This window comes from Bradyrhizobium sp. CCBAU 051011 (assembly GCF_009930815.1).
Lineage (GTDB): Bacteria > Pseudomonadota > Alphaproteobacteria > Rhizobiales > Xanthobacteraceae > Bradyrhizobium.
Genome location: NZ_CP022222.1, coordinates 7,308,903 through 7,334,767 on the forward strand (window position 1 = coordinate 7,308,903; position 25,865 = coordinate 7,334,767).

A 25,865-nucleotide genomic window follows, 5' to 3' on the forward strand; every position below is an offset into this window, starting at 1 on the left:
CGCCGGAATCTCCGGCAGCCGTCCTTATTGGGGTAGTACAACCGAGGTATGGCGAGCGCGATCAGGCGCTGGCGCTGCTCTCGACGGCCCGGTCCGAACGGTCCGCATAGATGTAGAGCGGACGGGCAGTTCCCTCGACCACTTCGCGCGAGATCACGACCTCTTCGACGCCTTCCAGACCCGGCAGATCGAACATGGTCTCGAGCAGGATGGCCTCGAGAATGGAACGCAGTCCGCGTGCACCGGTCTTGCGTTCGATCGCCTTGCGGGCGACCGCGCCAAGCGCCTCGTCGGCGAAGGTGAGCTCGATGTTCTCCATCTCGAACAGCCGCTGGTATTGTTTCACCAGCGCGTTCTTCGGTTCGACCAGGATCTTCTTCAGCGAATTCTCGTCGAGATCCTCCAGCGTCGCGACCACCGGCAAGCGGCCGACGAATTCCGGGATCAGGCCGTACTTCAGGAGATCTTCCGGCTCGACGTGGCGGAAGATTTCGCCGGTGCGGCGGTCTTCGGGCGCCAGCACCTGGGCGGCGAAACCGATCGAGGTCGAACGTCCCCGCGCGGAGATGATCTTCTCAAGGCCTGAGAAGGCGCCGCCGCAGATGAACAGGATGTTGGTGGTGTCGACCTGCAGGAACTCTTGCTGCGGATGCTTGCGGCCGCCCTGCGGAGGCACGGAGGCGACTGTGCCTTCCATGATCTTCAACAGCGCCTGCTGCACGCCCTCGCCCGACACGTCGCGGGTGATCGACGGGTTGTCCGACTTGCGGCTGATCTTGTCAATTTCGTCGATATAGACGATGCCGCGCTGCGCGCGCTCGACATTGTAGTCGGCCGACTGCAACAGCTTCAGGATGATGTTCTCGACGTCCTCGCCGACATAGCCGGCTTCGGTCAGCGTCGTCGCATCCGCCATCGTGAACGGCACATCGAGAATGCGCGCCAGCGTCTGCGCCAGCAGCGTCTTGCCCGAACCGGTCGGACCGATCAGCAGGATGTTCGACTTCGCCAGTTCGACGTCGTTGTGCTTGGTCTGGTGATTGAGGCGCTTGTAGTGGTTGTGAACGGCAACCGAGAGCACCTTCTTGGCATGGCTCTGGCCGATCACGTAATCGTCCAGCACCTTGCAGATTTCCTTCGGCGTCGGAATCCCGTCGCGCGACTTCACGAGCGAGGACTTGTTCTCCTCGCGGATGATGTCCATGCAGAGCTCGACGCACTCGTCGCAGATGAATACGGTGGGACCCGCGATGAGTTTGCGGACTTCGTGCTGGCTCTTTCCACAGAACGAGCAATACAGCGTGTTCTTGGAGTCGCTCGTGCCAACCTTACTCATTCCTGTCTCCGTCCGCCGTTCGATCCGTTACCCGATCGACCCATTCCGGCACGTCACCGGACCTGAAGGTAGATAGAGCAAATTCCGTACCAGAAAAGACCCTAACTCAATTACGCACCGTGCTGCGAATCACGGCTCTAGAATCCCCCGCGATCTTAACCCAGTCCACACAGCCAACCATGCTGACACCCGACTATCAAGAATTCGCTAATCGGGGCCGGAATGGCTACCCGTGACAATACCGTGATTTGTGGCATTCGCACGGGGAGAAGTTGACAAAATCGACTGAGCGTTGCGCTTGTGCCACGCCGCAAAACCGGCACGAAAGCGGAACTTTCGGCCTGTGCAGCGCACAGGCGCGCAGCTTTCGGCCATATTTGCCGATTCAACCAACCGTTAAGGTCAATGCGGGGTGTCGATACCCGTTACCTTACGGGACTTTCACAGGCGTCGCCTCTTCGGGACGCCTGTCGATCACCTTGTCGACGATACCGAAGTCGCGGGCCATCTCAGCGGTCAGGAATTTGTCGCGCTCCAGCGCATCCTCGATCGCCTTGTAGGTCTGGCCGGTGTGCTTCACGTAGATTTCGTTGAGGCGCTTCTTGAGATTCAGGATCTCCTGCGCGTGCAGCATGATGTCGGTGGCCTGGCCCTGGAAACCGCCGGACGGCTGATGCACCATGATGCGCGAATTCGGCAGCGAGAAGCGCATGTCCTTTTCGCCGGCGGCGAGCAGCAGCGAGCCCATCGAGGCCGCTTGCCCGGTGCACAGCGTCGAGACCGGCGGACGGATGAACTGCATGGTGTCGTAGATCGCAAGACCCGATGTCACCACGCCGCCGGGCGAGTTGATGTACATCGAGATTTCCTTCTTCGGATTTTCCGCCTCGAGGAACAGAAGCTGCGCGACTGTTAGCGTCGACATGCCGTCTTCGACCGGGCCGGTCACGAAGATGATGCGCTCTTTCAGGAGCCGCGAGAAAATGTCGTAGGCGCGTTCGCCGCGGTTGGTCTGCTCGACCACCATCGGAACGAGGTTCATGTAGGTTTCAACGGGATCGCGCATTAGTCACCCCAAGGGTTAGAAGAGGGTTCGTAGAGGGTTAGATCGGTGGGGGCGTACATCCATCGGCAAGGCAAGCCAATCGGCATGATTGTCGCGCGCGGATAAACGTCCCGTGATGCAGGACTTCAACTCAGAACTCGCGTTAGCGAGCCGTTCACAGATATGAGCCAATTTCCCGGCGACAAGGCCAGGCAATTGCGAGCCGAATGGAACGAGTTCAAGCTGATTCGCAGGCGACCTCATAGCGACGGATGCCCCCGCCGCTGCGCTTTCGCCGTTCATCATTAATGTCAGCCTGATCGAATCGATCAGGCTGCGCTCTTCTCGTCTTCTTCCTTGAACAGGTCCTCGCGCGAGACCTTCTTCTCGGTCACGTTGGCGAGTTCGAGGATGAAATCGACCACCTTGTCTTCATAAATCGGCGCACGAAGCTGGGCCAGCGCATTGGCATTGTTGCGATAGTAGTCCCAGACTTCCTTCTCGCGGCCAGGCATCGAACGCGCCCGCTCGATCACGGCGCGGCTGACTTCGTCGTCGGTCACGGTGATCTTGTTCTTCTCGCCGATCTCCGAGAGCACGAGGCCGAGCCGGACGCGGCGGTCGGCGATCTTCTTGTACTCTTCCTTGGCCGCATCTTCGGTGGTGTCCTCGTCGGCAAAGGTCTTACCGGAGGATTCCATCTCGGCCTTGATCGAGTTCCACATCAGGTTGAACTCTTCCTCGATCAGCGACGGCGGCGCCTCGAATTTGTGGCTGTCGTCGAGACGATCGAGCAGCGCGCGCTTGACGCGCTGGCGCGTCGCGCCGGCGAACTCGGCGACCAGACGTTCGCGCGCGGCTTCCTTCAGCTTGTCGAGCGATTCCAGGCCAAGCGACTTTGCGAACTCGTCGTCGATCTTGGTCTCACCCGGGGCCTCGATCAGGGTTGCCGTAGTCTCGAACTCGGCCGGCTGGCCGGCGAGTTTCTCGCTGGCGTAGTTCTTCGGGAATGACACCTTCAGGGTACGGGTCTCGCCCGCGCCGATGCCGACGAGTTGCTCCTCAAAGCCCGGAATGAACTGGCCGGCGCCGATCACGACCGGGATGCCCTCGCCGGTGCCGCCGTCGAACAGTTCGCCGTTGATGGAGCCCTTGAAGCTGATAGTGACGCGATCACCGTTCTCGGCCGTGGCGCCGTCGGCCTTCGCGGCATAGGGACGGTTGTTGTCGGCGATGCGCTTGATCGCTTCATCGACCTCGGCGTCGGTGACTTCGACCACCGGCTTCTCCACCGAGAAGGTTTTGAAATCGGCGAGCTGGATCGTCGGCACCACCTCGATCGCCACCGTGTAGGTCAGATCGGTCTTGCCGGCGAGCAGCTCCTCGACCTCTTTGGTCTCGGTCGGCATGGTGATCTTCGGCTCGGTCGCGAGACGGAAGCCGCGGTCGGTGAAGATCTGCGTGTTGGTGTCGCGGATGGTCTGGTCGATAGTCTCGGCCATTACCGAGCGGCCATACACCTTCTTCAGGTGGCTCACCGGCACCTTGCCGGGACGGAAGCCATTGATGCGCACCTTGTCCTTGAGGTCGACCAGCTTGGCATCCGCCTTGGCATCGAGATCCGATGCGGGAACGCTGACCTTGAACTCGTGCTTCAATCCCTCGGCGAGGGTTTCGGTGACCTGCATGGCGTCAATCTTCTTCCGCTTGCGCCGGGCCAGAGCGGCCCGGCAGTGTTCAAATGTTCGAGGCGTGGCTTGGCAAGCCTGACGCCGGTGGTTCGGCGGGCCTTGGCTCCCCCAGCGGGGAGCGGACCCTCCAGTATTCGTCATGCAAACGCTTGGATAGAGCGCTTGGTGCGGGCGGAGGGACTCGAACCCCCACAACTTTCGTCACTGGAACCTAAATCCAGCGCGTCTACCAGTTCCGCCACGCCCGCGTGAAAAGCATCCATACCCGGCCGCGATGCCGCGGGCGGCGGGCTTATAACATGAGCCTACACCTCCGCAGCAAAAAAATGGCCCTTTTTGACACCGCCGGGGCAAGGCGTCACAGCTGGACAGATAGACAAGAAAATGGTCCGGATCGGGCGCATGGCAAGCCCTAAATCAACGCTCGATCGACGCAAGCTGATGGCTGGTTTGGGCGGACTAGCTCTCGGCCAAGCGTGGCCGGCTGTGGGCCACGCCCAAAGCCGCGCGAGGGTCGCGATTCCAGCCCATGTGAGCAGTCTGCGCCTGCGCCCGGACGGCCCTACGACTGAGGTATGGTCACTCGGAGAAGCGCCGTTGCAGTTCAAGCGCGGCCAATCCGCGGACGTTGAGGTCCGAAACGACCTTCCTGGAGGGGTCTACCTCAACTGGCGCGGTATCGATGCCGCGCCAGCGCTGGAGCCAATCCTGCCCAAGGACTCGATCGTGCCGAGCGGTCGATCGGCCACATTCAAACTGGATGCCCGCCATGCCGGAACCTTCGCCTGCGAGCTGATCTCTTTCGGCGGTGCGCCAACCCCGCCGAGCCGGGCCCTGCCTGTGATTATCGCCGAACCCGAGGCGGTTGCCGTAGATGGCGACCAAGTTCTGCTGATCGAAGAGTGGCGCCTCCGCGCTGACGGCAGCGCCATTCCTCCGGGCGCCGAATCAGAAAAAATCACGTCAATCTATACAGTTAACGGAAAGTCCTCGTTCGACATTTCAGTCAATAAGCACCAGCGGCTGAGACTCCGCTTCATCAACGGCTCGCAGCGGACGGTGATTGCGATCAAACTCGACGCCGTCGAGCTGCGGGTGATGGCCATCGACGGGCAGCCGGCCGAGCCATTCCCGGCCCGAAATGGCGCGGTGGTGCTGCCACCGGGCGGTCGGCTCGATGCTTTTGTCGATGCGACCGCGCCATCGTCGATCCTCCTGCACGACGGCAAGGAAGCCCGCGTCATCGGCAAGCTAGCGCTCGCCGCGGAGCCACCGGTCCGAAACGAGCCCTTGCCTCCCGCCCCTCCGTTGCCGTCCAATGGACTACCGGCCAAAATTGATCTGAAAAACGCGCTTCGTTTCGAGATCCCGGTGGGCGAACCCGATCTCCTCGGCTTTTTTACCGGAAAGCCCCCTGCTTTCCAGGCCAAGCTGGGTCGGCCCGTGGTGCTGGCCCTGACCAACCGCGCCTCGGTGGCCCATGTGTTCCACCTGCACGGCCATCACTTCCGCCTGCTCGACCGGCTTGATGACGGCTGGAAGCCGTTCTGGCTGGATACGCTAGCCATTGAACCCGGCCAGACCCAACGCATCGCCTTCCTTGCCGAACATCCGGGGGGCTACCTGATTGAATCGGTCGCGACCGACTGGTCTGCGACCCGGATGTTGCGGTGGTACAGTGTCGCGTGAGGAAACGACCATGAGCAAACCCGTTCCCGCCATCCGCAGCGTCAAGGCGCGCGCTCTCGTCGTGCCGCTCGCGCGCCCCGTGAAGAACGCCTTTGGCGTGATCGATGTCGGACCGCTGGTCCTGATCGACGTCGAGACCGATCAGGGCGTCACCGGCCGCTCCTACATTTTTGCCTACGCAAAACTGACGCTGAAGCCGCTGGTGCATCTGATCGAGGAGATCGGCCGCGAGCTCGTTGGCAAACCGGTCGCGCCCTACGACCTGATGAAGGCGATGGACGCCAAATTCCGCCTGCTCGGCTGGCAGGGCCTCGTCGGCATGGCGGTATCAGGCCTCGATATGGCCTATTGGGACGCACTCGGCCAGTTGGCGGGCAAAACGGTGGTTGAACTGCTCGGCGGTTCGCCAAAACCGATCAAAGCCTATGACAGCTATGGCGTGGTCGATCCGGTCGCCGACGAACGCGCGCTGCGCCATTCGCTCGAACAGGGTTTTCGCGGCATCAAGATCAAGGGCGGCGACGGCGATGCCGCCAATGACGAACGCGTCGTCAAGGGCGTGCGCACGCTGATCGGCCCCGACGTCGCGCTGATGATCGACTTCAACCAGTCGCTCGATCCCGCGGAAGCCGCGCGCCGCATCGCCCGCCTCGAGCCCTACGATTTGCACTGGATCGAAGAGCCGGTGCCGCAGGAAAATCTGTCCGGCCATGCCAAGGTGCGCGAGATGTCGCCGACGCCGATTCAGGCCGGCGAGAACTGGTGGTTCCCGCGCGGTTTTGCCGAAGCGATCGAGCTAGGGGCCAGCGACTTCATCATGCCCGATCTGATGAAGTGCGGCGGCGTCACGGGCTGGCTGCAGGTCGCAGCCCAAGCCGAAGCTGCCAACATCCCGATGTCGAGCCACCTCTTCGCCGAAGCCAGTGCCCACATGCTGGCGGTGACGCCGACCGCGCACTGGCTCGAATTTCTGGATTTTGCCAGCGTGATCCTCGCCCACCCGGCCAGGATCGTCGATGGCACGGTCACCGCGCGAGGCCCGGGGCTCGGGCTGGAATGGGATGAGACGGCGGTGGCGAAATATCTGATCACGTAGGATGGGTGGAGCGAAGCGATACCCATCATCTGTCCGCGCGCCGGAATTGATGGGTTTCGCTACGCTCTACCCATCCGACAAAACCAAATTAATACTCAATCCCGAACTCGTCATAGAGCCGGCGGAACACGGCGGGCAGCACTTCCGGCAGGTCTTCCGCAATCAGCCCCGGCCCCGCTTCGCCCGCGGCTTCGCCATGCAACCAGACGCCGATGCTGGCGGCCTCATAGGCCGGCACGCCTTGCGCCAGCATTCCTGCGATCATGCCGGCCAGCACATCGCCCGCACCTGCCGTCGCGAGCCAGGGCGGCGCGTTGGAAGCGATGCTGGCGCGGCCGTCGGGCGAGGCCACCACCGTGTCCGGCCCCTTCAGCAGCACCACGGCGCCGCAGCGTTCGGCGGCATCGCGCACGCGTTCGAGCTTGGAGCGGCCGGGATGCTTGTTGCTGATATCGCTGAACAGGCGCGGAAACTCGCCTTCATGCGGGGTCAGCACGACCTGTGGATCCGCGCTGGCCCTGATCTGCTCAAACAGCCGCTCGGGCGCTTCGGCAAAGCTCGTCAGCGCGTCTGCGTCGAGCACCAAGCCGCGTTTCGCCGACAGCGCGGTATGGACCAGATCGCGCGTGCGCTCGCTAACGCCGGCGCCCGGGCCGATCACCACGGCATTGAGCCGCCTGTCGTCGAGCAGTTCGGCAAATTGGATGACGTTGTCGACCGCGCGGACCATCACCGCCGTCAGCGCCGCGGCATTGACGGCCAGCGCATCACGGGGCGACGCCACGGTGACGAGCCCCGCCCCTGCCCGCAGCGCCCCACGTGCCGCGAGCCTCGCCGCGCCGGTCGACGCCAGTTCGCCCGACAGCACGACCGCATGGCCGCGGGCATATTTGTGACCGTCGATATCGGGCACGGGGAAGGATTTTTGCCAGCTCTGCGGAACGTTCTCGAATGTCTGCGGCCGGATCTCCTCGAGCACATGCGCCTCGATGCCGATCTCGGCGACGCGCACGCGACCGCAATGCTTGCGACCGGGCATCAGCAGATGCGCCGGCTTGCGCCGGAAGAAGGTCACGGTCTCCACGGCGTTGATCGCAGCCCCCATCACCGCGCCACTCGTGCCGTTGATGCCGCTCGGCAGGTCGACGGCGAGCACGGGCGCGCCGTTGGCGTTGATCGCCTCGATCATCTCGAGCGGATCGCCCTTGACGGGACGGTTGAGCCCGGCGCCGAACAGCGCGTCGATGATCAGCGCCGGCTTGCCGATCGCCTGCGGGTTGAACGGCAGCACCGGATACTTCCAGCCGCGTGCAGCGAGCGCCGCGTCGCCCTGCAGGCTGTCGCGCTCGCAGAGCAGGATGACGGAGACATCACGGCCACGCGCGGCGAGTTCGGCCGCCGCGACAAAACCGTCGCCGCCATTATTGCCGCGGCCGGCGACCACCACGATCGGCCCCTCCTCGACCAGATCCATGGCGGCTTCGGCCACGGCCTGGCCGGCGCTCATCATCAGCGCGAAGCCGGGCGTGCCGGCCGCAATCGTCAGCCGGTCGGCACGTTCCATCTCAGTCGTAATCAGAACTTCCATGCCGAATCCTCGATCCGTCAGCCTTTTCTGGAGGCATAACCCGCAACGCCCCACGGCCCGCTTCGCCCCACCTGCATACGAATTGATCGGTTTGCCTATTTTGTAAGCTTCGCTATCATGCAGCGTCCGGCTCAACCTCTTCCATTTGCCTGTTAATAGTCTGATAACATTCCGAAATCAGCCGCATTAACAACTTGGCATAGACCCTGCTTTTGAGGAAGCCGGTTAGGATACCAAGCTCAGGATCTTCGCAGCATGCGATAAATCATGGGCATTCCGGCGTTGCCGGATGCAAGGATCAAACCAGACAGGCCGCCTCGCGCGACAACGAAACTATCTGCAATTTGGAAATGCCGGGAGGCGCTCTGTGAAGAAGATTGAAGCCATCATCAAGCCATTCAAGCTCGACGAGGTGAAAGAGGCGCTTCAGGAAGTCGGACTGCAGGGTATCACCGTCACCGAGGCCAAGGGTTTCGGCCGGCAGAAGGGACATGCCGAACTCTATCGCGGTGCGGAATACATCGTCGATTTCCTGCCCAAGGTGAAAATCGAGATCGTGATTTCGGACGAGCTGGTCGAGAAGGCGATCGATGCGATCCGGCGCGCTGCCCAAACCGGGCGCATCGGCGACGGCAAAATCTTCGTCTCGAATATCGAGGAAGCGATCCGGATCAGAACCGGAGAATCCGGGCTGGACGCTATCTGAGCCGGGTGCTATCCCGAATTTTGCGACTAAAAACCAAGAAAAGGGCTGCTTCGGCGGCCTGATTTCGTTCGCGATACCACCACCGATCGTCGGCGAAGTCTCGTTGTCGCTCAATTCCTGGAAACCGTCCCGCAGCCAAAAGGGGTATTCATGAAGACCGCCAAAGACGTCCTGAAATCGATCAAGGACAACGACGTCAAATACGTCGACCTGCGCTTCACCGATCCGCGCGGCAAGTGGCAGCACGTCACCTTCGACGTCAGCATGATCGAAGAGGATACCTTCGCCGAAGGTCAGATGTTCGACGGCTCCTCGATCGCCGGCTGGAAGGCGATCAACGAATCCGACATGTGCCTGATGCCCGACCCCGTCACTGCGACGATCGACCCGTTCTTCGCCGAGACCACGATGGTCATCATCTGCGACGTGCTCGAGCCGACCACCGGCGAGCCCTACAACCGCGACCCGCGCGGCATGGCCAAGAAGGCCGAGGCGATGGTGAAGTCGATGGGCGTCGGCGACACCGTGTTCTTCGGCCCCGAAGCCGAGTTCTTCGTGTTCGACGACGTTCGCTTCCAGACCACCCCCTACAACACCGGCTTCAAGCTGGATTCGTCGGAACTGCCGACCAATTCGGACACCGAATATGAGGGCGGCAATCTCGGTCACCGGATCCGCACCAAGGGCGGCTATTTCCCGGTGCCGCCGCAGGACTCGGTGCAGGACATGCGCTCGGAAATGCTCGGCGCGATGGCCAAGATGGGCGTCAAGGTCGAGAAGCATCACCATGAGGTCGCTTCCGCCCAGCACGAGCTCGGCATGAAGTTCGACACCATGACGCTGATGGCCGACCAGATGCAGATCTACAAATACTGCATCCACCAGGTAGCCCACATCTACGGCAAGACCGCCACCTTCATGCCGAAGCCGGTCTACGGCGACAACGGCTCGGGCATGCACTGCCACCAGTCGATCTGGAAGGGCGGCAAGCCGGTATTCGCCGGCAACAAATACGCCGACCTCTCGGAAACCTGCCTCCACTACATCGGCGGCATCATCAAGCACGCCAAGGCGATCAACGCCTTCACCAACCCGTCGACCAACTCCTACAAGCGCCTGGTCCCGGGCTACGAAGCCCCCGTGCTGCTCGCCTACTCCGCGCGCAACCGCTCGGCCTCCTGCCGCATTCCCTACACGGCGAACCCGAAGGCTAAACGCGTCGAAGTCCGCTTCCCCGACCCGATGGCCAACCCCTATCTCGGCTTCGCCGCGATGCTGATGGCCGGCCTCGACGGCATCAAGAACAAGATCGATCCGGGCCCGGCGATGGACAAGGACCTCTACGATCTGCCGAAGGAGGAGCTGAAGCAGATCCCCACCGTGTGCGGTAGCTTGCGCGAGGCGCTGGAAAACCTCGACAAGGACCGCGCGTTTCTGAAGAACGGCGGCGTGTTCGACGACGACTTCATCGACAGCTTCATCGAGCTGAAGATGACCGAGGTCGAACGCTTCGAGATGACCCCGCACCCGGTCGAGTTCGACATGTATTATTCGCTGTAAGGCTCGGCGGATCCCCGCCGGTCTCACTGCCCGAGAAATGCGAAAGGCGCTCCGTATGGGGCGCCTTTTGTTTTGAGGGCGGCGTGACTGCAACGACCAACCACGTACGCGCCATACCTCAGCGAGCGGAGGCGAAAACGACTACCAGGGCGGCGGCCGGATAGCCGCCCGCGCTCCTGGGGGCGGCTGCGACGGCTACCCAGCCGCTGGCGCCGAGATCGCCGCTCAAGTAACATTCCATCGGACCCGCTCGACGGGACTGATCGGTCGCACTGGATGGTGCGGCCGGTTTTTCACGGGGTCCACGACAGCGCTGCCTCTGAGGGTCAGTTGATGGCCACTGTAATGACCAGCGTCTCCTCTCCGCCAAAGCCGACCCCTCCCCGGGGCTATTTGGCCGTTATCCGCACCATCGACAAGTTCACGGAGTGGACCGGTCATCTCTTCGTGCTCTTCATCATTCCGCTGGTGTTAGCCAACGTTTTCGAGGTTTTCGCCCGGTACTTCCTCAGAAGCCCCACCGTCTGGGCGCTCGACGTAACGACCATGTCGTATGCGGCGCTCTTCATGCTGGGATCAGCGCTGGCGCTTCTGAAGGGTGCTCACGTCCGCACCGACATGCTCTGGGACGGGTTCTCGGATCGGACCAAAGGCATGATCGACAGCCTCGCCTTCATCCTGTTCTTCCTGCCGACGATGGCTGTGCTGTTCTATATCTCGATCGATGACTTCCTTTACTCGATCTCGATCGACGAGCGCTCGAGTTCCGGGGCCTGGACGCCGATATTGTGGCCGCTTCGCGGAGTTATCCCGCTCACCGCCTTCATGCTGTCCCTGCAGGGCATCTCAGAGCTCATGAAGAGCCTGTGGGCATGGCGCACCGGCGAATTCCTGACCAGGCACGAGAAGATCGAGGTCTGAACATGAGCTATTCGGAGCTCCTCGGCCTCATCATGCTGGTCTGCATGGTGGCCGTCATCTTCATCGGATTCCCGATCTCCTTCACGCTGCTGTTTCTCGCCATCATCTTCGGCGGCCTGGGTTTAGGCTGGGAGCAGACCTTCAATCTGAGTTACCTGCAGATCTGGGGCACGATGAAGGACGAGATCTTTCCGGCCGTGCCGTTGTTTATCTTCATGGGGTACATGACCGAACAGGCCGGGCTGATGGAGCGCCTGTTCGGCGCGATGCGCAGCCTGCTTGCACCGGTACGTGGCTCGCTTTATTTGGCGGTGATCCTGACGGCGACCATCTTCGCCATGGCGACGGGCATCGTCGGCGCCGCCGTCACGGTGCTCGGCATCATGGCCGCGCCGATGATGATCAAGAGCGGCTACGACGCCCGGCTGTCCGCGGGCGCCATCGCTGCCGGCGGCACGCTCGGAATTCTCATTCCGCCCAGCGTCATGTTGGTGGTGATGGGCCCGGTCATGGGCGTTCCCGTCAACCTGCTTTACTCGGCGGCGTTCGGCCCGGGCTTCCTGCTCGCCGGCTGCTACATCGCCTACACGCTGACCCGAAGCTTCCTCAACCCGAAGCTCGGCCCGGCCATGACGATGGAGGAGCGCGAGACCGCCTACAAGGAGATGACCACTGAAAGGGTGGGAATGCCGGTATTGATCCTGGCGCTTCTCTGCCTCGTGGCGATTGTCTATCTGCTCATCTATCTGCTGCTCGGCGTTACCCGCGCCCCGTCTCTTGCGGTGACGATCGGCGGGATCAGCGTGTCGGTTGCGGCGCTGCTGCCGTCGCTGCTGGCGGCGTGGGCCTACGTCCGCAACGCCTATTTCCGGGCTGTCGTGCTGGGTATCGCACCGCTGAGCGCGCTGATCGGCTTTACGCTTGGCACCATTGTCGGCGGCCTGGCGACGCCGACCGAGGCCGCCTCCTGTGGAGCCTTCGGCGCCGCCATCCTGGCGCTCGTGTATCGCCGGCTCAGCCTGCAGTCGCTCACGAATGCGGGCATCGGCACGATGGTGACCTCCGCTATGGTGCTGTTCCTGGCAGTGGCCTCAACCGTGTTCGGCGCCGTCTTCACCAAGCTCGGCTCGGCCAATCTGATCACCAACTACCTGCTCGCCGTTCCCTTGGGCGACTGGTGGAAGCTCGCTCTCATCATGGCGATCTTCTTCGTGCTCGGATGGCCGTTCGAATGGCCCGTGATCATCCTGGTGTTTCTGCCAATCGCCCTGCCGGTGGTGGAAAAGCTCCAATTGGGCCTCGGCAAGCTCGACCTGCTGATCTGGTTCGGCACGCTCACCGCCGTCAACATGCAGACTGCGTATCTCAGTCCGCCCGTCGCCATGTCGGCCTATTATCTGCGCAACGTCGTGCCGAACTGGAGTCTCTCCACGATCTACAAGGGCATGGCCGACTACATGGTGATCCAGGTCTTCGTCCTCATCCTGCTGCTGGTGTGGCCGCAAATTGCGCTGTGGCTGCCGCATGCGGTGAGATAGCAAGAGGGGCGGCGCTGCCGCCGCCCCTCGATTTGGTACTCCCCTGCTGCTACTTGCCCTCCTTTGGCGGCCAGTAGTAGTCCGCCTGAAAAGCGTAGGGCGGGAACATGAAGCGCTTGGCCGGCACCACCTTGGCGGCATAGGCCCTCTGAGAGTCGTAGACCTTCTTGAAGAACGGATTCTTCGCCGACTCGGCGGCAGCGAATTCATCCCAGGTCTTGAGGAAGGCCTGGTTGATCTCGGCCGGCGTGGTCAGTAGCTTCACGTTGTGCTTCTCCGCGAATTCGGCAATCGCGTCCGCGTTCTGCCGCTGATAACTCGCCCACCAGCGGAGAAACGTTTCCGAAAGCGCCGACTTGATGGCCTCCCTGTTCTGGTCCGGCAGGCTGTCCCAAACGTCCTTGTTGAAGGCCATCTCGGCCACGGATGCGCTCTCATGCATGCCGGGCGTGTAGTGGAACTTCCACACGGTGTGCAGCCCTAGCCGCTGATCCTCGATGCCGCCGACCCACTCGGCACAGTCGATGGTACCACGCTCAGCCGCCGGCAGGATCTCACCGCCCGGCATGTTGACGACGGCCATACCCATCTTGGAATAGAGTTCGGCAACGATGCCCGTCTGTCGGCACTTCATGCCTCTGAATTCGCTGAGGTCCTTGATCGGGCGCTTGAACCAGCCAAGCGCCTGCGGGCTCGGCGGGATGCTGGGAAACGCGACCAGGTTGAGCTTGAGCTCCTTCTGGTAGAACTCGTTCCACAGATCGAGGCCCCCGCCCTCGTAGACCCAGCCGACGAAGTCGACAGGATCCATGCCGGCAATGCCGGCAGGCGTATTGGCGAACAGGGTCGCAGCCTTGTTCTTGCCGAACCACCAGTAGGAGATGCCCCAGGCGCCATCGATCACCTTCTTGTGCGTTGCGTCGAGAATCTCGAACGGCGGGACGATCGCACCGCCCGGCAGCGCCTCGATCTTGAGCTGGCCTGCCGTCAACTTGTCCACCCGTTCAGCGAAGAACTTCAAGGCATCCTGCGTCGTGGACGACGGGGGCACTGCCGATTGGACCTTTAGTGTTCGAGCCTGCTGCGCGTGCGCCGTGACGGCGAGCGCCAATGTGGCAGAGACAGCAACGACCAGAGCCGTCCCCGTAAGCGAGCTGATTTTCATTGCCTACCTCCCTCTAGCGTTTAAGTGTCTTCCTCCCTCTAACAAATGTGCAGGCGAGCCCATCGGCGTTCTGCCGGCGAACAATCCTATCGCAGATGGGGCGGCTTGGCTGCACATAATGCGCCCCAACAGCTCGTTGGCCGGCCGCTCAGGGACGCGCAATGAGCAACGGCTGTACGTTTTCGCCACCTGACATCAGGGGATTTGACGGCTCGAAGCGCTCGCGCAGTTCTCGCTTTCTGACGAGCGCGCGCGCAACAACAAAAGCGTCCTTCAGGGTGTCAGCCCTCCGGAGTGCGACATTGAAGAAGGCATTTCCGAAATAGGTCCACTTGGCTTTGTCCTGGCAGCCGAATGACGGATGGTCGGCATCGGCCGCCGTGATGACGAGTGTATCGGGGCTCGCGAGACGAGGAATAAAGACCCCGGAATAGCAGGCCGAGATGACCACCACCTTGTACCGCATGCCGGTACGCGCCAGCATGTAGGCGAGATTGGACGGCGTGAGCGTTTGCTCAAGCCGGCCCGCTTTGACTGCGAGGCCTTCGCGCGAGCCATGCGAGGTCAGGATCAACAGCAGAATGTCATTCTTGACGTCCATCCCATTGGCCGCCGCCTGCAGGGACGTGGCCAGGCCTTCAATCGTTGCACCTCCGCCTTTCTTCGAATTGTATTGCACGCGGATCGGGTCGCCTCCGAAGCGAGCTGCTACGACCTGTGCTGCGCCGGTCGCCTCGCTTCTAAACACGCCCTGATCGCCGAAAAGGCCGAAAGACACCACGCTCACCTTGCGCGCAGCCTCAGCGGCGTGCACCGGCGAAACCGACGGCGCAACGGTCACGACAAAAGCGACGAGCAGCGCGCTGAGCTGATTCATCCAGCGTGGGTACACGGCTTCACCTCCCAATCAGCCTCCTCCTCCAAGACGCCGCAGTGAGGCGCCTGGATGCCGGCCATCATCCTCACTCATGAGCGTTCCAGTCTGCCGATCCGGATCGGAAACGTCGCTACCCCCGGTCCTGTAGGGCCATTATAGCCCGGAACGGGGACCTGGAACGGGAACATCGCAATGTCGCCGCGCGTTGAAGGGGTCCATCAGAACGGAGGGACGCCCATGAACAAAGCAACCCTGACTAGAACAACGTTGAATAGCCTCGCAACCACGTGCGTCGCCCTGGCGCTCACTCTCGCCACGGCTCCGGCCACGGCTCAGGACACCGGGCGGACGAGGGTCGGCACGCTCACCTGCAACATATCGCCCGGTGTCGGCCTCGTTGTCGGCGGGCAGCGGCAGCTGGGCTGCGTCTATGCCTCAGCGAGAGGCAGGGGGCGCGAGGCTTACGAGGGCACCGTCAGCACGCTTGGCCTCGACATCGGTGCCACGACCGGCGGTCAGATGGCCTGGGCGGTCTTCGCGCCTGCCACGCTGCCCCGGGGAGCATTGGCGGGAACCCATACGGGTGCGACCGCCGGCGGCACCGTCGGCGCCGGAGCGAGTGCCAACGTCCTGGTCGGAGGCCCGGACCGCAGGATCATCATGCAGCCGGCGTCCGTACAGGGGCAGACGGGCGTGAATGTTGCCGCAGGCGTATCCACACTGGAGCTGCGGCCGGCCGCTGCGCCCGCCCGTCGCATGGCCAAGTGATGACATCATCGCTGGTGGAGTAGTGGGCGGCTCGCCGCCGGGATCATTGCCGCAAGATGCGAAAGGCGCCTCCATTCGGGGCGCCTTTTGCTTTTTGCAGTAGGATGGATGGAGCGACTTGTCCGCCGTAGCTCAACGAGCGAAGGCGGAAGCGATACCCATCATCCCGGACCTTGCGGGGCGGTGATGGGTTTCGCTTCGCTCTACCCATCCTGCATTCTGTTGTCGGATGAGCGGTATCAAGCGTAGCCCGAATGAGCAAAGCGATATCCGGGATTCTCACCGCACCCGCATATCGCTGCGCTCATGCGCGCTACTTGCTGTCGCCGCAGTCGATCGGCGCCCCGTGAGCCTGCGCGCCTGAGTTCAGCCGAGCACCGAAGCACTCCTATAGTTCAAGGCAACGGCATTTGGCTGCGAGGACCCAATCCCCGTCCGACACGTTATCGCGAGGCGAGGTCGACCGAAGGCCAGCCATGGAAACCATCGAGGCATATCTCGACAGGAAACACGAGGAACTCAGGCTGCTGAACGGTTTCCTCGGCACGCCTTTGGCGCTGCGGCATCCAACCTCGGTGACCGAGGTCGTTGAGCAAAAATTCCACATCGCTGCCGCGCTGAAGGCCGAGCATGCGCTGCACGACTGGGCGCTCACGGAGACCGCCTGGACACATCGGGGCCAACTGCGCGCCGGGCCGTTCGAATTCAGCTACGACTATCAACGCGCCGACCTCGAAGTGCGCGGCCCGTCTTTCTACCAGTTTGACAGTTCGGCAGCAGCGAACCAGACCATCTACACGTCTTCTGGAATGGCGGCGATATCGGCTCTGCTGCTGGCGCTCGTACGCTTGACACCCGAGGCGGATATCCTGGTCCTGCCTGGCTCCTACGGTGAAACCCTGGAACTGATCGAAAGCCATTTCCGGCAACTGCGCATAGTCCCGCTGAAGGGCACACCGGGCGAACTCGCCTTCTATGCGGGCCAGCCGCGAATTCTGTTGTTCGATTCCTGTATGTCCGCCGCCGCATTCGAAGCGACCCTCCGTTGTGCAAGGCCGCACCTTGATCTCGTGATTTTTGATACGACCTGCTTCTCGACGGGCTCGGGGCGGGTCCGTCGGGTCCTGAGCTGGGCGCGCCGTTCGGAAATACCTGTCGCGCTCGTGCGCAGCCACACCAAGTTGGATTCCCTCGGCGTGGAGTACGGCCGGCTCGGCTCCGCGGTTTTCGTCGCCTGCGAAAAGCACATTGCCACGGCGAAGCAGCAACGGCTGGCGGACCTCGTCAAGGAAATGCGCAATGCCGTGCGATTGTTCGGCGGCGCGGCGCTGCCCGCGCATTTCCCGCCCTACGTTGGAACGAAGGCCTACCGGATCCTGACCGACAAGCGCGTCGCGGCCATCTTGCGCAACAGCAGGCGGACCGCCCGTTATTTTGCGTCGGCGCTTGCCGGCTCATCGGCGGAGTTGCATTTCGCCCACGGGCTCTATGTCACGCTGGCGCCCAGGCGAATGCTCGACGACAAGCAGACGAAGCAGATGGCGGCGGATTTGTGCGACGATCTGAGAAAGGCCGGATTGCCGCTGCGGCATGCGGGGAGCTTCGGCTTCGATTTCGGCGCGGCCGAATGGTTCCTCGATACCGCACGCAATCGCCACGTGGTCAGGATAGCGGTGCCCGATCTTCCGACGCCGCTGTGGGACGAAGTCGCTCAAGCCGTGGTGCAATGGTGGTCGGCGCACGAGGAGGAACGATTTCGTCCCGCCGGCTTGCCCTTGAATGCGCCCGTATAGGCAAATCGCGGAGCGAGTTTCGATGCCGGTTTCTGCGGAGCGCGAGCCTGATGGATGAACTCCTGCGCTGGGTAGCGACTGTCGGCACGATCGGCGCGGGGCTGGTTCTGGCTGCCCGGGCGCAGCCACGCACGACCGGCTGGGCTTTCGTCGTGCTGAGTGGGGCATCGGTAATCTGGATCGTCGTCGGCTATCTGACCGGAGAATATGCGCTGATGGTGCAAAACGTGGTGGTGACACTTATCAACCTGTTCGGCGTCTACCGATGGCTGATCTGGAAAGGAAAGGTATGAAAGACTTCGCGACGCCGACCTTCGGCAGCCTACGACCGTCCGGGTCGCTTCCGATTTAGGAACCCGTCCGCTGACAAACCATTGTCCCGCGCAAAACCACCTCATCGGGCATCTCAGACCAACCGGAGACCGACAGATGTTGAATTCGCTGACGAGGTTGGCGATCGAGGCAAACGGCGTCATCGCGCTGCGGATGATGAAGCTCATGCTCGGCGGAAGACGCGCGGCGCGGCGCGAAGCCCGACTGATGGTGAGCGAAAAGATCGATACAGCGCTCAAGGCATCCAGGAGCCTGATCGGCGGCGCTTCGGCCGAGGAGATAATCGGTCAATACCGCAGACGCGTGGCCGCCAACGCGAAACGGCTGAGCAAGGTCCGCACGGCAAAAAAGATACGCCGTCGCCGCAAGTGGAAACCATAGCCAACTTTCGCGTTGAGTTCGTAGGTGGAGCGAAGGGTAACAAGCATAGGTACGTAGGGCGGCTTGGCGCTCTTACAGACACGCGGGAGCGCGCCGCTTCATCCTTCTACTTCGAAATGTGCATATTCTGAGCGGGCAAATAATGGAAGGCACAATCACTCCGCAGATAATACACATGGTTCTTGCAAGAGTGAGAAAACAACCTCACCATCAACGCCATTTGATGCCCGGATAGGTCAGATCAAAAAGGCCGATCCACAACATGAGCGCGGCCGCTCCCAAAGAGACGGCCCGCATCACGGTCGTCAATCTCCATTCTTGTCCTGGCACTTTCAAAACAGGGTAAGCACACCCAGAAGACAATCCCAACGGAAGAAAGATAAATGCCAACTCGAGAAGAGACGGATATCTGACGGAAATTGTCGACAGAAGAAGCTCCCTCTCGAAAAGAATTGCGGCTGGCAATACCAAAAGCGACACTGTCAGCAGGAGTGCCGCTCCCCTTCTGTAGATCAATCCTCGCAAGAAGTACGAAGCGAGGAGTAGGCAACTGAACAACAGGCACAAACCCAGTTTGACCAACCTCACATCGCCTATTGGATGGCCGGCCGAAACTGGAAACTTGATCGTCGAAATCAGTGCTGCCCGCAGATCTCCTGACAAGGTCAGCCAAAGCAGGATGCTTACGATCGAAATCGTCGCTTGCAAGCAAAACTGGACGACGCGGTTCAATCCACGACCCTCATGGTATCGTATCTGGTCACTGACTCAGCAAGAGTAGCCGGGTGAGCGCAGCGACACCCGGGATTTTTTATCGATCCCCGCATATCGCCCTGCTCATGCGGGCTACCTGCAACAGGCGAGGCCCGATCCTATGGCATCTCACCACTCCCTCGTCACCGCCGTGAGGCTCATCGTCAGCAACGCGCCGGCCTTCGGAAGCTCCTGGACGCCAATGACCGTGCGCGCCGGCCTGCGATCGCCCATGATCTCGACATAGGCCGCGTTCATCGTCTCGAAGTCGGACATGCGCAGCAGGAAGATGTTGATATGCGTGACATGGCGGAGGTCGGAGCCCACCGCCTCGAGCATCACGGTGAACGATTTCAGGATCTGCCGTGTCTGGGTGGCGACATCGCCGGCCAATTGCCCGGTCGCCGGATCGACGCCGGCCGTCCCTCCAATCGATATGTGTTCACCAACCTTGGCGATGTGACTGTAGGGACCGATCGGTGTCGGCGTGTTCGGCGGTGTGAGCGTCTCAACGCGAGATTTCATTGGCCTGCCCCCTTCATGGCTTCTTCAGTCTGTAGGATGGGTGGAGCGAAAGCGATACCCATCGCTCAAATTTTAATATCGCGATGGGCTTCGCTGTACCCATCCTGGATCCTGCATCAAGATGCTGGAATTGGCGGTTCAGCAAACAGCTTGGAATCTGTCCGCCGTTTCCCAGGCATCGCTTCAAGCGGATGTAATGGTGAGGGGTGTGAGGCCACCCACGTTCGATCTGGTCGAACGTCCAGCCAGACACGGAACTTCATGAGTCAAATGGTGCTATCGTCTCCGGGTCTGTACAAGTGCGACCGCGAGCGATGCCACCAGAACAAAAGCAACGACAATGGCGAACGCTTCAATGTGTCCCATAGCGCCGATCCCTGTCAGGTCAGCCACCCTCCCAATGCTAACTCATCAGGAGGATTGACCCGTGCGACAATTCGCATCGGAGGCCGCAATGACGCACCCCCGAAACATCACCTTCAGAGAAATGCACGCCGGCGGCCTCCGCGGTGTGCTGGCGAACGTCTTGAGGCTTGGGCGCCGGGATGCTCGATCACCAAAAGAGGCAGAAGATGCGAGGGCAATCGTCGGATCTAGCGCACGATCTTGATGTTCGGGCCCTTTGGCTTGGGCTGCGGCTGCTCCTGCGTTGCCGCCACACATTCATATTGCGGCCACTTCGGTAATCGCTCATCGAGATTCACTTCGCGCCATTTCGGATGGCCGTTAACATCCAGCCAACCCTTGTTCTCGCGGATAATCTGAGCGACTTTGGCCACGTTCTGGCACTGCTCGCCGGCGTAGCTAAACGTTATCAGAACGGCTTTGACCGCTACCGTTCTCACCTCGGAGTCCTGCCATTTGTACGTGCCCGCCGGGATGACTGTCGTGAGGTAGCTGTCGAGGGCTTTGTCGTCCACCCCGATGAGCTGGAATTTATCGTCGACCGTCGTGTTCTCCGAAAAGAGCGTTGCCGGCGCGCCAGCCACATAGAACATCGCGTCAATTTCACCCTTGCGCAGTGCCTCCAGCGCTTCCTTGCCTCCGAGAAACACCTCTTTCGAAGGAGTGATCCCCGTCTGGAAGAAAATCGTCTTTGCGGTCAGGTACGTGCCACTTCGTTGGGGACCTATCGCGACACGTTTGCCGTGCAAGTCGTGCAGCGTTTTCAAGGAAAGATCGCCGAGGACATGGACCTCCTCCTTGTAAAGCGGATAAACGGCAGCAAGCTTGGCGGCGATAGCTTTCAGTTCATTGTCGTCAGAAATGTCGCGGATATAGTCGAGCACGTCCGATTGCACGATTCCGAGTTGGACACCGCGCTTCCTGCGAACGTCGAATACGTTCTGAATTGAGCCGGCCGATTCAAAAACCTGCAAGGAGATGCGGCTCGGTTCGGCGATCTTCCTGATGTCCTCGCCAATCTTGATGTACGTGCCAGTTGCACCACCGGTGACAATTCCCATCTGCGGCCCAGTCGAGAGGGACATAGCAAGCACAACGGCCAAAACGGGAAGCTTCATCACTCACTACCTTGGGTTATAACTATGTCACAAATCGCGTGTTATGGTGGCGCGTCACACGCACGTTCAGGTTTTCGATGTGGAACTTTGCTCGCTTGGCCGGCGAGCCTGGCCCAATGAACCCCGGGCGGCATGGGGATATTCCCGCCTTTTGTTATGCATTTTTTTCATTCATCAGCTCGATCACGTATTTCAGGACGTGACGGTGACGTCGGCAGGATACAGGAACTTATAAACTGACGGCTGCGTGACGGGAGTACGGCGATTTCAGGAGAGATCGTTGTGGTGGATCTGGTGAGATAATTGCGGCGAGTCTAGGGCGCAAACACAGGAAACGTCTACCTCCGGCTGTCAATGTTCCTAACTGCCGTCGGTCTCAGCATCGTCGCGCAGCGCAAATCGGGAGTGCGTCGCAGCCATGTGGCGTCATCCCGGGACAGTTATCCCCGCATATCCGCTTGCGCTCAAATTTACTGCGCGCTGCGACCTGATTTGCTTCGCGCGCAACCGCAATCTCAACGTGCACCCTGCGACAAATCAACACAAGGGGCAAATCAATTCTGATTTTCAGAAATCGTGTCAATCCCGGAAATCAAAAATATTCCGCTTAACATGCAGGGCAAATCACTCGCATAACTCCGTTCGTCTCACCCGATTGAGGGGCGCTTCGCGATCGTCACGAACGTGCGGTGAGATGCGATGGACGCTGAATGCGCGGTAGACGTACGCGCAAGGCAGCGTACGGCGAAGTCGTGTGGTTCTGGCGCCGCGGTGCTGGCGTTAAGTTCTTAAGAAGCGAAGCTTCTCAGGGACGACGGAGGCAAAAGAGCCGTTCTCCGGGAAGAGCACGAAGTAAGCCGTAAAGCCATTGCGCAGGGAAGGCCGGAGTGTTTCCGCTGTACCTGTATGTTCGTGTGCGTTTCCTTTATGCGCGACGGCACACAGACCTCGGGTGCAGCCAGCACCCGGTCTTCCCTGCGCCCTCCGTTCTCCAAGGAGGGCAAACGAAGATGCAAACCTCGGGCGATCAGCGCCGCGAGAAGGCGAAACTATTCGCACCGTCATTGCGGGCGAAGAAACAATCCATTGTCACCTCATATGCGGAAAGATGGATTGCTTCGCGGAGCCTGTCATCGGGCGCGTTCGCGCGACCCGTTGACTTTACCAATCTGGGGATGATGGAAAATTTAGCCGACTTCCCGGAGCCGATCCCCTCTTTTCCGCCCCGTAAAATTACGGATCGGATCGGCGGCGGCGTCCGCCGGTCAATTCGCGCGGTGCGCCTTGAGCGCCGCCCCGAACGCCTCGAACAAGGTGCGGTTGATCGGGTTGCGCTGCGGGTCGTATTCGGCGTGCCACTGGACGCCGAGCGCGAAGCTCGGGGCGTCCGCGATCCGGATCGCTTCGATGGTGCCGTCCTCGGCAATGCCTTCGATGACGACGCGCTCGCCGGGTTCGAGGATGCCCTGTCCGTGCAGCGAATTGACCCGGATGGTCTCGCAGCCGAGCAGGCTTGCAAAGGTGCCACCGGGCGTGAGGTGGACGTCGTGGCGGTCGGCGAACACGACTGTCGGGTCGGGATGGATTTCGCCGTTCTCCAACCGCGGCATGCGGTGGTTCATGCGCCCCGGAATCTCGCGGATTTCCGGATGCAGCGAGCCGCCGAACGCGACGTTCATCTCCTGCAGGCCGCGGCAGATGCCGAAGATCGGCACGCCGCGGGCGACGCAGGCCTCCGTCAGCGCCAGCGCGACGTCGTCGCGGTGGATGTCGTAGGGCTCGTGCTTCTCATGCGGCTCGGTCTTGAAGCGGGTGGGATGAACATTGGCGCGGGCGCCGGTCAGGATCACCCCGTCGACGACATCGAGCAGCGCGCCGATATCGGTGATCTCCGGCGACCCCGCAAACATCAGCGGCAATGCGCCTGCGACGTCGGTGACCGCGCGCAAATTGCGCTCTCCGACCATCTGGGTCTGGAAACGATTTTCGACGCGATAGGCGTTCCCGATCACACCGACGACGGGCCGTCTCATCGCAAGTCTTCCGCTGTCATCGTCCTGTGCAAGGATCTTCTGGGTTGGGTCATGATTGGAGAAGATAATGCCTGCGGCTCGGCTGCGGATCAATATCCGCAGGGCGGCAGCGGGGCTGCCTTGCTATTTTCGCGTGAAGGCCTCCCCGGCCTCGATCCCGTCCACACCGGGCAGACCGGCCGCCCGGAGCGCCGAGGCAGCCGAATTGCCGCCATCATCCAGCCAGGGCAATTTGGCCTGGATTCCGCGCGTGACCGGCTCGCCCAGCGCGCCGCCGAAATCGAGCGGCCAGTATCCGTTCGGCACCACTTCGGCCGATATCCCCTGGAGACGATAGCCTTTGCCGAGCACCGCTTCGGCATCGTCGGCCGCCACCGTCCGCGCGGTGCCGGGTGTGGCCGGGTCGGCAAAGCTGACGAGCACCGGAATCAACTCGCTCTTCACCGGTACAATTCCGGTCAGCCGGCTCATCTCGCTGAACGGCACGCGCTTGCCGGTGGCCGCCCCATAGGCGCGCAGGGCGACATAGTTGATGTCATCGAGCACGAGCTTGTTGTCGACATGCGCGAGCAGCGCGACGAGGTTCTTGCCCTGCCCGAGATCGACGAAAACGGCGTCGCCGAGAGTGCGGGTCTGGCCGCGGCGGGTGTAGCTGCGATCGGGATGAACGGCAACGACGCCGGATGCCGATTTGCGCCCCTCCGGCGTCTCGACCTCGACCGTCAGGCGATATTTGTGGGCGGGACGGTTGATCCTGATCTGGTCGCCGATCACCAGCGCCGCCAGCAGCGCAAGCGGACCGAACCATTTGAAACTCATCTCGTCCTCGCCGGCGTCATATCAGTTCATACACCGCTTGGCATACCGGGTGCGGCAGCGTCAAACCGGCGCGTGCGCTGGCGCTTGATCCCGGCGGCGTTTTGTCGAAAGACTGGCCGGTCAATTGTCTTTCGAGAAGGAATCAACGTGACAGGTCCGGCTGACAATCGCCTTCAGGCCCGCAGCGATATGGCGTGGGCGATCTCGGTCGGGGGCATCGGCGTCGTGCTGTTCGCGGCGCTGCTTGCGTTCACCTGGCACTTCGCCGCGACCCTGTTCCTGATCTTTTCCGGCATGCTGCTCGGCGTCGCCCTCAACGCCATGAGCAATTTGCTCGGGCGCGTGGTGCGCCTGCCGCATGCGCTGCGGCTGACGATGGTCTGTCTGGTGGTCGCAGGCATGCTGGCGGGCATCGTCTTCCTCGGCGGCACCACGATCGCCCAGCAGACGACGGCGCTCAGCAGCACGCTCAAATCGCAGCTCGTCAACGTCAAGGGTTTTCTGGAAAGCAACGGTATCGACACCAGTTTCTTCGACTTCGGCACGCTGTCCTCGACCTCGGACGATGGCACGCCGGCGCCCGCCGCGACGCCGACGCCGCATGCGCTTCCGAGCGCCGGCACGATTGCAGCCAGCGGCGGCGCGATCTTCAGCCAGAGCCTGAAACTGGTTCTGGGCACGGCAAGCGCCGTCGGAAACTTCTTCATCGTCCTGTTTTTGGGTATCGCATTCGCGACCCAGCCAAGCGTCTACCGCGATGGACTATTGTTCATGGCGCCCGCAAAGCATCGCACGCGCGCGGTCGCGATCGTCGACCGGATCGGGGAGACGCTGGAGCGCTGGCTGATCGCGCAGATCATCACCATGGTCGCGGTGTTTCTGGTGACCTGGATTGGGCTATCGATCATCGGCATCCAGAGCTCGTTCATCCTCGGAATTCAGGCAGGCCTGCTCGCCTTCATTCCAACGGTCGGCGCCATCCTCGGCGGCCTGATCGTGGTGCTGGCGAGCCTCGCATCGGGATGGGTCGCCGCCCTCTCCGCCTTCATCCTGTTCCTCGGCGTGCACGCGCTCGAAAGCTACGTGCTGACGCCGATCATCCAGCGCCAGGCGCTGGATATTCCACCCGCCACGCTGTTTGCGTTCCAGATCCTGCTCGGCGTCGTCTTCGGCATCTGGGGGCTGGCGCTGGCGCTGCCCCTGATGGCGATCGCCAAGGTGATGATCGACCATTTCAAGGCAGAACCGGTGCCTGTCGCGATCGCGGCCGGCTGATGGCTTCAGTCCGCCGTGGTCAGCACCGTCTCGGTATGCTCGACTTCAGGCGGCGAAGCGAAATACGGCCCGACCAGCGCGCGCCAGGCGGTGAAATCCTCCGAGCCGCGGAAGTCGACGGTGTGGTTCTCCAGCGTCTCCCACTTCGCTACCAGCCGGTAGCGCTGCGGCTTCTCGATCGACTTGTGCAGCTCAAAGCCCTTGCCGCCTTTGGCACGCAGGAACAACGGACGCGCCTTGGCAACGGCCGCTTCGAAATCCTTCTCGGTGCCCGGCTTGACGTCGATTTGTGCGATTTCGGTGATCATCGGTTACGCCTTCTCATGAGAATGGCCGTGTCTAACCCAGCCACCCAAAAAGCAAAAGGCGGATGCATGCGCGTTGCTGCGATGCACGATGCCGCAAGCGTGAGGAAATCGCGCGCGTGACATGCTCCCGCCGCAACCCTCG

The 25,865-nt window shown here is 61.6% G+C and carries 23 protein-coding genes and 1 tRNA gene; 11 read left to right on the forward strand and 13 right to left on the reverse strand.

The genetic code is table 11. The features are described from left to right. Positions 1-61 precede the first annotated feature (61 nt). The 4 genes from clpX to ACH79_RS34510 form a co-directional block, all read right to left on the reverse strand. A complete protein-coding gene (gene clpX, locus ACH79_RS34495; RefSeq protein WP_057840487.1) occupies positions 62-1,336 on the reverse strand; it encodes an ATP-dependent Clp protease ATP-binding subunit ClpX in 1,275 nt (424 codons plus the stop codon). Between the two features lie 430 nt (positions 1,337-1,766). Continuing rightward, entirely contained in the window at positions 1,767-2,402 is a 636-nt protein-coding gene (locus tag ACH79_RS34500) for an ATP-dependent Clp protease proteolytic subunit (protein WP_161854931.1), read from the reverse strand. A 308-nt stretch (positions 2,403-2,710) separates the two neighbouring features. Next, the gene (gene tig / locus ACH79_RS34505; protein ID WP_161854932.1) at positions 2,711-4,069 is read right to left on the reverse strand and encodes a trigger factor; all 1,359 of its coding nucleotides are present in this window, start codon (positions 4,067-4,069) and stop codon (positions 2,711-2,713) included. 166 nt (positions 4,070-4,235) lie between these two features. Beyond that, a tRNA-Leu gene (locus tag ACH79_RS34510) sits at positions 4,236-4,320 on the reverse strand. A gap of 349 nt (positions 4,321-4,669) precedes the next feature. Here ACH79_RS34510 and ACH79_RS34515 point away from each other — a divergent pair. After that, positions 4,670-5,761 carry a multicopper oxidase family protein gene (locus ACH79_RS34515; protein WP_246738245.1) on the forward strand — a complete coding sequence of 364 codons (1,092 nt, stop codon included), beginning with the start codon at positions 4,670-4,672 and terminating at the stop codon, positions 5,759-5,761. A 10-nt stretch (positions 5,762-5,771) separates the two neighbouring features. After that, on the forward strand, positions 5,772-6,857 hold the full coding sequence (locus tag ACH79_RS34520; RefSeq protein ID WP_161854934.1) for an enolase C-terminal domain-like protein: 1,086 nt from the start codon (positions 5,772-5,774) through the stop codon (positions 6,855-6,857). Between the two features lie 88 nt (positions 6,858-6,945). Here ACH79_RS34520 and ACH79_RS34525 read toward each other — a convergent pair whose 3' ends face one another. Continuing rightward, positions 6,946-8,445, reverse strand: coding sequence for an NAD(P)H-hydrate dehydratase (locus tag ACH79_RS34525; protein ID WP_161854935.1), 1,500 nt, complete (start codon positions 8,443-8,445; stop codon positions 6,946-6,948). A gap of 367 nt (positions 8,446-8,812) precedes the next feature. Here ACH79_RS34525 and ACH79_RS34530 point away from each other — a divergent pair, with 367 nt between their 5' ends. From ACH79_RS34530 to ACH79_RS34545, 4 genes are all read left to right on the forward strand, one after another. Beyond that, complete coding sequence (locus tag ACH79_RS34530) at positions 8,813-9,151, forward strand: P-II family nitrogen regulator (RefSeq protein WP_027537227.1); 339 nt, start codon at positions 8,813-8,815, stop codon at positions 9,149-9,151. Between the two features lie 150 nt (positions 9,152-9,301). Continuing rightward, positions 9,302-10,711, forward strand: a complete 1,410-nt coding sequence (gene glnA / locus ACH79_RS34535; RefSeq protein ID WP_057858562.1) for a type I glutamate--ammonia ligase — start codon at positions 9,302-9,304, stop codon at positions 10,709-10,711. Positions 10,712-11,044: 333 nt separating this feature from the next. Next, positions 11,045-11,632 (forward strand): TRAP transporter small permease subunit, encoded by a 588-nt coding sequence (locus ACH79_RS34540; RefSeq protein ID WP_161854936.1) that lies wholly within the window; start codon positions 11,045-11,047, stop codon positions 11,630-11,632. A gap of 2 nt (positions 11,633-11,634) precedes the next feature. Continuing rightward, the gene (locus tag ACH79_RS34545; RefSeq protein ID WP_161854937.1) at positions 11,635-13,170 is read left to right on the forward strand and encodes a TRAP transporter large permease subunit; all 1,536 of its coding nucleotides are present in this window, start codon (positions 11,635-11,637) and stop codon (positions 13,168-13,170) included. Positions 13,171-13,219: 49 nt separating this feature from the next. Here ACH79_RS34545 and ACH79_RS34550 read toward each other — a convergent pair whose 3' ends face one another. Both ACH79_RS34550 and ACH79_RS34555 read right to left on the reverse strand, forming a co-directional pair. After that, positions 13,220-14,335, reverse strand: a complete 1,116-nt coding sequence (locus ACH79_RS34550) for a TRAP transporter substrate-binding protein (RefSeq protein ID WP_161854938.1) — start codon at positions 14,333-14,335, stop codon at positions 13,220-13,222. A gap of 148 nt (positions 14,336-14,483) precedes the next feature. Beyond that, positions 14,484-15,227, reverse strand: a complete 744-nt coding sequence (locus ACH79_RS34555; protein WP_246738246.1) for a C13 family peptidase — start codon at positions 15,225-15,227, stop codon at positions 14,484-14,486. A gap of 222 nt (positions 15,228-15,449) precedes the next feature. Between ACH79_RS34555 and ACH79_RS34560 the strand changes: the two genes are divergently transcribed. From ACH79_RS34560 to ACH79_RS34575, 4 genes are all read left to right on the forward strand, one after another. Continuing rightward, positions 15,450-15,980 carry a DUF992 domain-containing protein gene (locus ACH79_RS34560; RefSeq protein ID WP_161854939.1) on the forward strand — a complete coding sequence of 177 codons (531 nt, stop codon included), beginning with the start codon at positions 15,450-15,452 and terminating at the stop codon, positions 15,978-15,980. A 476-nt stretch (positions 15,981-16,456) separates the two neighbouring features. Beyond that, positions 16,457-17,773 carry a hypothetical protein gene (locus tag ACH79_RS34565; protein ID WP_161854940.1) on the forward strand — a complete coding sequence of 439 codons (1,317 nt, stop codon included), beginning with the start codon at positions 16,457-16,459 and terminating at the stop codon, positions 17,771-17,773. Positions 17,774-17,823: 50 nt separating this feature from the next. Further along, complete coding sequence (locus ACH79_RS34570; RefSeq protein ID WP_161854941.1) at positions 17,824-18,066, forward strand: hypothetical protein; 243 nt, start codon at positions 17,824-17,826, stop codon at positions 18,064-18,066. Positions 18,067-18,202: 136 nt separating this feature from the next. Next, the gene (locus tag ACH79_RS34575) at positions 18,203-18,487 is read left to right on the forward strand and encodes a hypothetical protein (RefSeq protein ID WP_161854942.1); all 285 of its coding nucleotides are present in this window, start codon (positions 18,203-18,205) and stop codon (positions 18,485-18,487) included. Between the two features lie 210 nt (positions 18,488-18,697). On the opposite strand, the gene ACH79_RS34580 is transcribed toward ACH79_RS34575, so the two are convergent. The 5 genes from ACH79_RS34580 to ACH79_RS34600 form a co-directional block, all read right to left on the reverse strand. Beyond that, positions 18,698-19,219 carry a hypothetical protein gene (locus ACH79_RS34580; protein ID WP_161854943.1) on the reverse strand — a complete coding sequence of 174 codons (522 nt, stop codon included), beginning with the start codon at positions 19,217-19,219 and terminating at the stop codon, positions 18,698-18,700. A gap of 150 nt (positions 19,220-19,369) precedes the next feature. Beyond that, positions 19,370-19,765: a RidA family protein gene (locus ACH79_RS34585; protein ID WP_161854944.1), complete on the reverse strand. Its 396-nt coding sequence runs from the start codon at positions 19,763-19,765 to the stop codon at positions 19,370-19,372. 593 nt (positions 19,766-20,358) lie between these two features. Further along, entirely contained in the window at positions 20,359-21,288 is a 930-nt protein-coding gene (locus ACH79_RS34590) for a TAXI family TRAP transporter solute-binding subunit (protein WP_161854945.1), read from the reverse strand. 1,265 nt (positions 21,289-22,553) lie between these two features. Further along, complete coding sequence (locus ACH79_RS34595) at positions 22,554-23,321, reverse strand: gamma-glutamyl-gamma-aminobutyrate hydrolase family protein (protein WP_161854946.1); 768 nt, start codon at positions 23,319-23,321, stop codon at positions 22,554-22,556. A 123-nt stretch (positions 23,322-23,444) separates the two neighbouring features. Beyond that, positions 23,445-24,140, reverse strand: coding sequence for a hypothetical protein (locus ACH79_RS34600; RefSeq protein WP_161854947.1), 696 nt, complete (start codon positions 24,138-24,140; stop codon positions 23,445-23,447). A 147-nt stretch (positions 24,141-24,287) separates the two neighbouring features. Here ACH79_RS34600 and ACH79_RS34605 point away from each other — a divergent pair, with 147 nt between their 5' ends. Further along, the gene (locus ACH79_RS34605) at positions 24,288-25,415 is read left to right on the forward strand and encodes an AI-2E family transporter (RefSeq protein ID WP_161854948.1); all 1,128 of its coding nucleotides are present in this window, start codon (positions 24,288-24,290) and stop codon (positions 25,413-25,415) included. 5 nt (positions 25,416-25,420) lie between these two features. On the opposite strand, the gene ACH79_RS34610 is transcribed toward ACH79_RS34605, so the two are convergent. Then, the gene (locus tag ACH79_RS34610) at positions 25,421-25,723 is read right to left on the reverse strand and encodes an antibiotic biosynthesis monooxygenase (protein ID WP_057839131.1); all 303 of its coding nucleotides are present in this window, start codon (positions 25,721-25,723) and stop codon (positions 25,421-25,423) included. Positions 25,724-25,865: the final 142 nt, after the last annotated feature.

What these genes read in the sequence shown, in the direction of transcription:
- clpX (WP_057840487.1), bottom strand. Translation starts at nt 1,336, where the DNA reads ATGAGTAAGGTTGGCACGAGCGACTCCAAGAACACGCTGTATTGCTCG.
- ACH79_RS34500 (WP_161854931.1), bottom strand. Translation starts at nt 2,402, where the DNA reads ATGCGCGATCCCGTTGAAACCTACATGAACCTCGTTCCGATGGTGGTC.
- tig (WP_161854932.1), bottom strand. Translation starts at nt 4,069, where the DNA reads ATGCAGGTCACCGAAACCCTCGCCGAGGGATTGAAGCACGAGTTCAAG.
- ACH79_RS34520 (WP_161854934.1), top strand. Translation starts at nt 5,772, where the DNA reads ATGAGCAAACCCGTTCCCGCCATCCGCAGCGTCAAGGCGCGCGCTCTC.
- ACH79_RS34525 (WP_161854935.1), bottom strand. Translation starts at nt 8,445, where the DNA reads ATGGAAGTTCTGATTACGACTGAGATGGAACGTGCCGACCGGCTGACG.
- glnA (WP_057858562.1), top strand. Translation starts at nt 9,302, where the DNA reads ATGAAGACCGCCAAAGACGTCCTGAAATCGATCAAGGACAACGACGTC.
- ACH79_RS34540 (WP_161854936.1), top strand. Translation starts at nt 11,045, where the DNA reads ATGGCCACTGTAATGACCAGCGTCTCCTCTCCGCCAAAGCCGACCCCT.
- ACH79_RS34545 (WP_161854937.1), top strand. Translation starts at nt 11,635, where the DNA reads ATGAGCTATTCGGAGCTCCTCGGCCTCATCATGCTGGTCTGCATGGTG.
- ACH79_RS34550 (WP_161854938.1), bottom strand. Translation starts at nt 14,335, where the DNA reads ATGAAAATCAGCTCGCTTACGGGGACGGCTCTGGTCGTTGCTGTCTCT.
- ACH79_RS34560 (WP_161854939.1), top strand. Translation starts at nt 15,450, where the DNA reads ATGAACAAAGCAACCCTGACTAGAACAACGTTGAATAGCCTCGCAACC.
- ACH79_RS34565 (WP_161854940.1), top strand. Translation starts at nt 16,457, where the DNA reads ATGGAAACCATCGAGGCATATCTCGACAGGAAACACGAGGAACTCAGG.
- ACH79_RS34570 (WP_161854941.1), top strand. Translation starts at nt 17,824, where the DNA reads ATGGATGAACTCCTGCGCTGGGTAGCGACTGTCGGCACGATCGGCGCG.
- ACH79_RS34575 (WP_161854942.1), top strand. Translation starts at nt 18,203, where the DNA reads ATGTTGAATTCGCTGACGAGGTTGGCGATCGAGGCAAACGGCGTCATC.
- ACH79_RS34585 (WP_161854944.1), bottom strand. Translation starts at nt 19,765, where the DNA reads ATGAAATCTCGCGTTGAGACGCTCACACCGCCGAACACGCCGACACCG.
- ACH79_RS34590 (WP_161854945.1), bottom strand. Translation starts at nt 21,288, where the DNA reads ATGAAGCTTCCCGTTTTGGCCGTTGTGCTTGCTATGTCCCTCTCGACT.
- ACH79_RS34595 (WP_161854946.1), bottom strand. Translation starts at nt 23,321, where the DNA reads ATGAGACGGCCCGTCGTCGGTGTGATCGGGAACGCCTATCGCGTCGAA.
- ACH79_RS34600 (WP_161854947.1), bottom strand. Translation starts at nt 24,140, where the DNA reads ATGAGTTTCAAATGGTTCGGTCCGCTTGCGCTGCTGGCGGCGCTGGTG.
- ACH79_RS34610 (WP_057839131.1), bottom strand. Translation starts at nt 25,723, where the DNA reads ATGATCACCGAAATCGCACAAATCGACGTCAAGCCGGGCACCGAGAAG.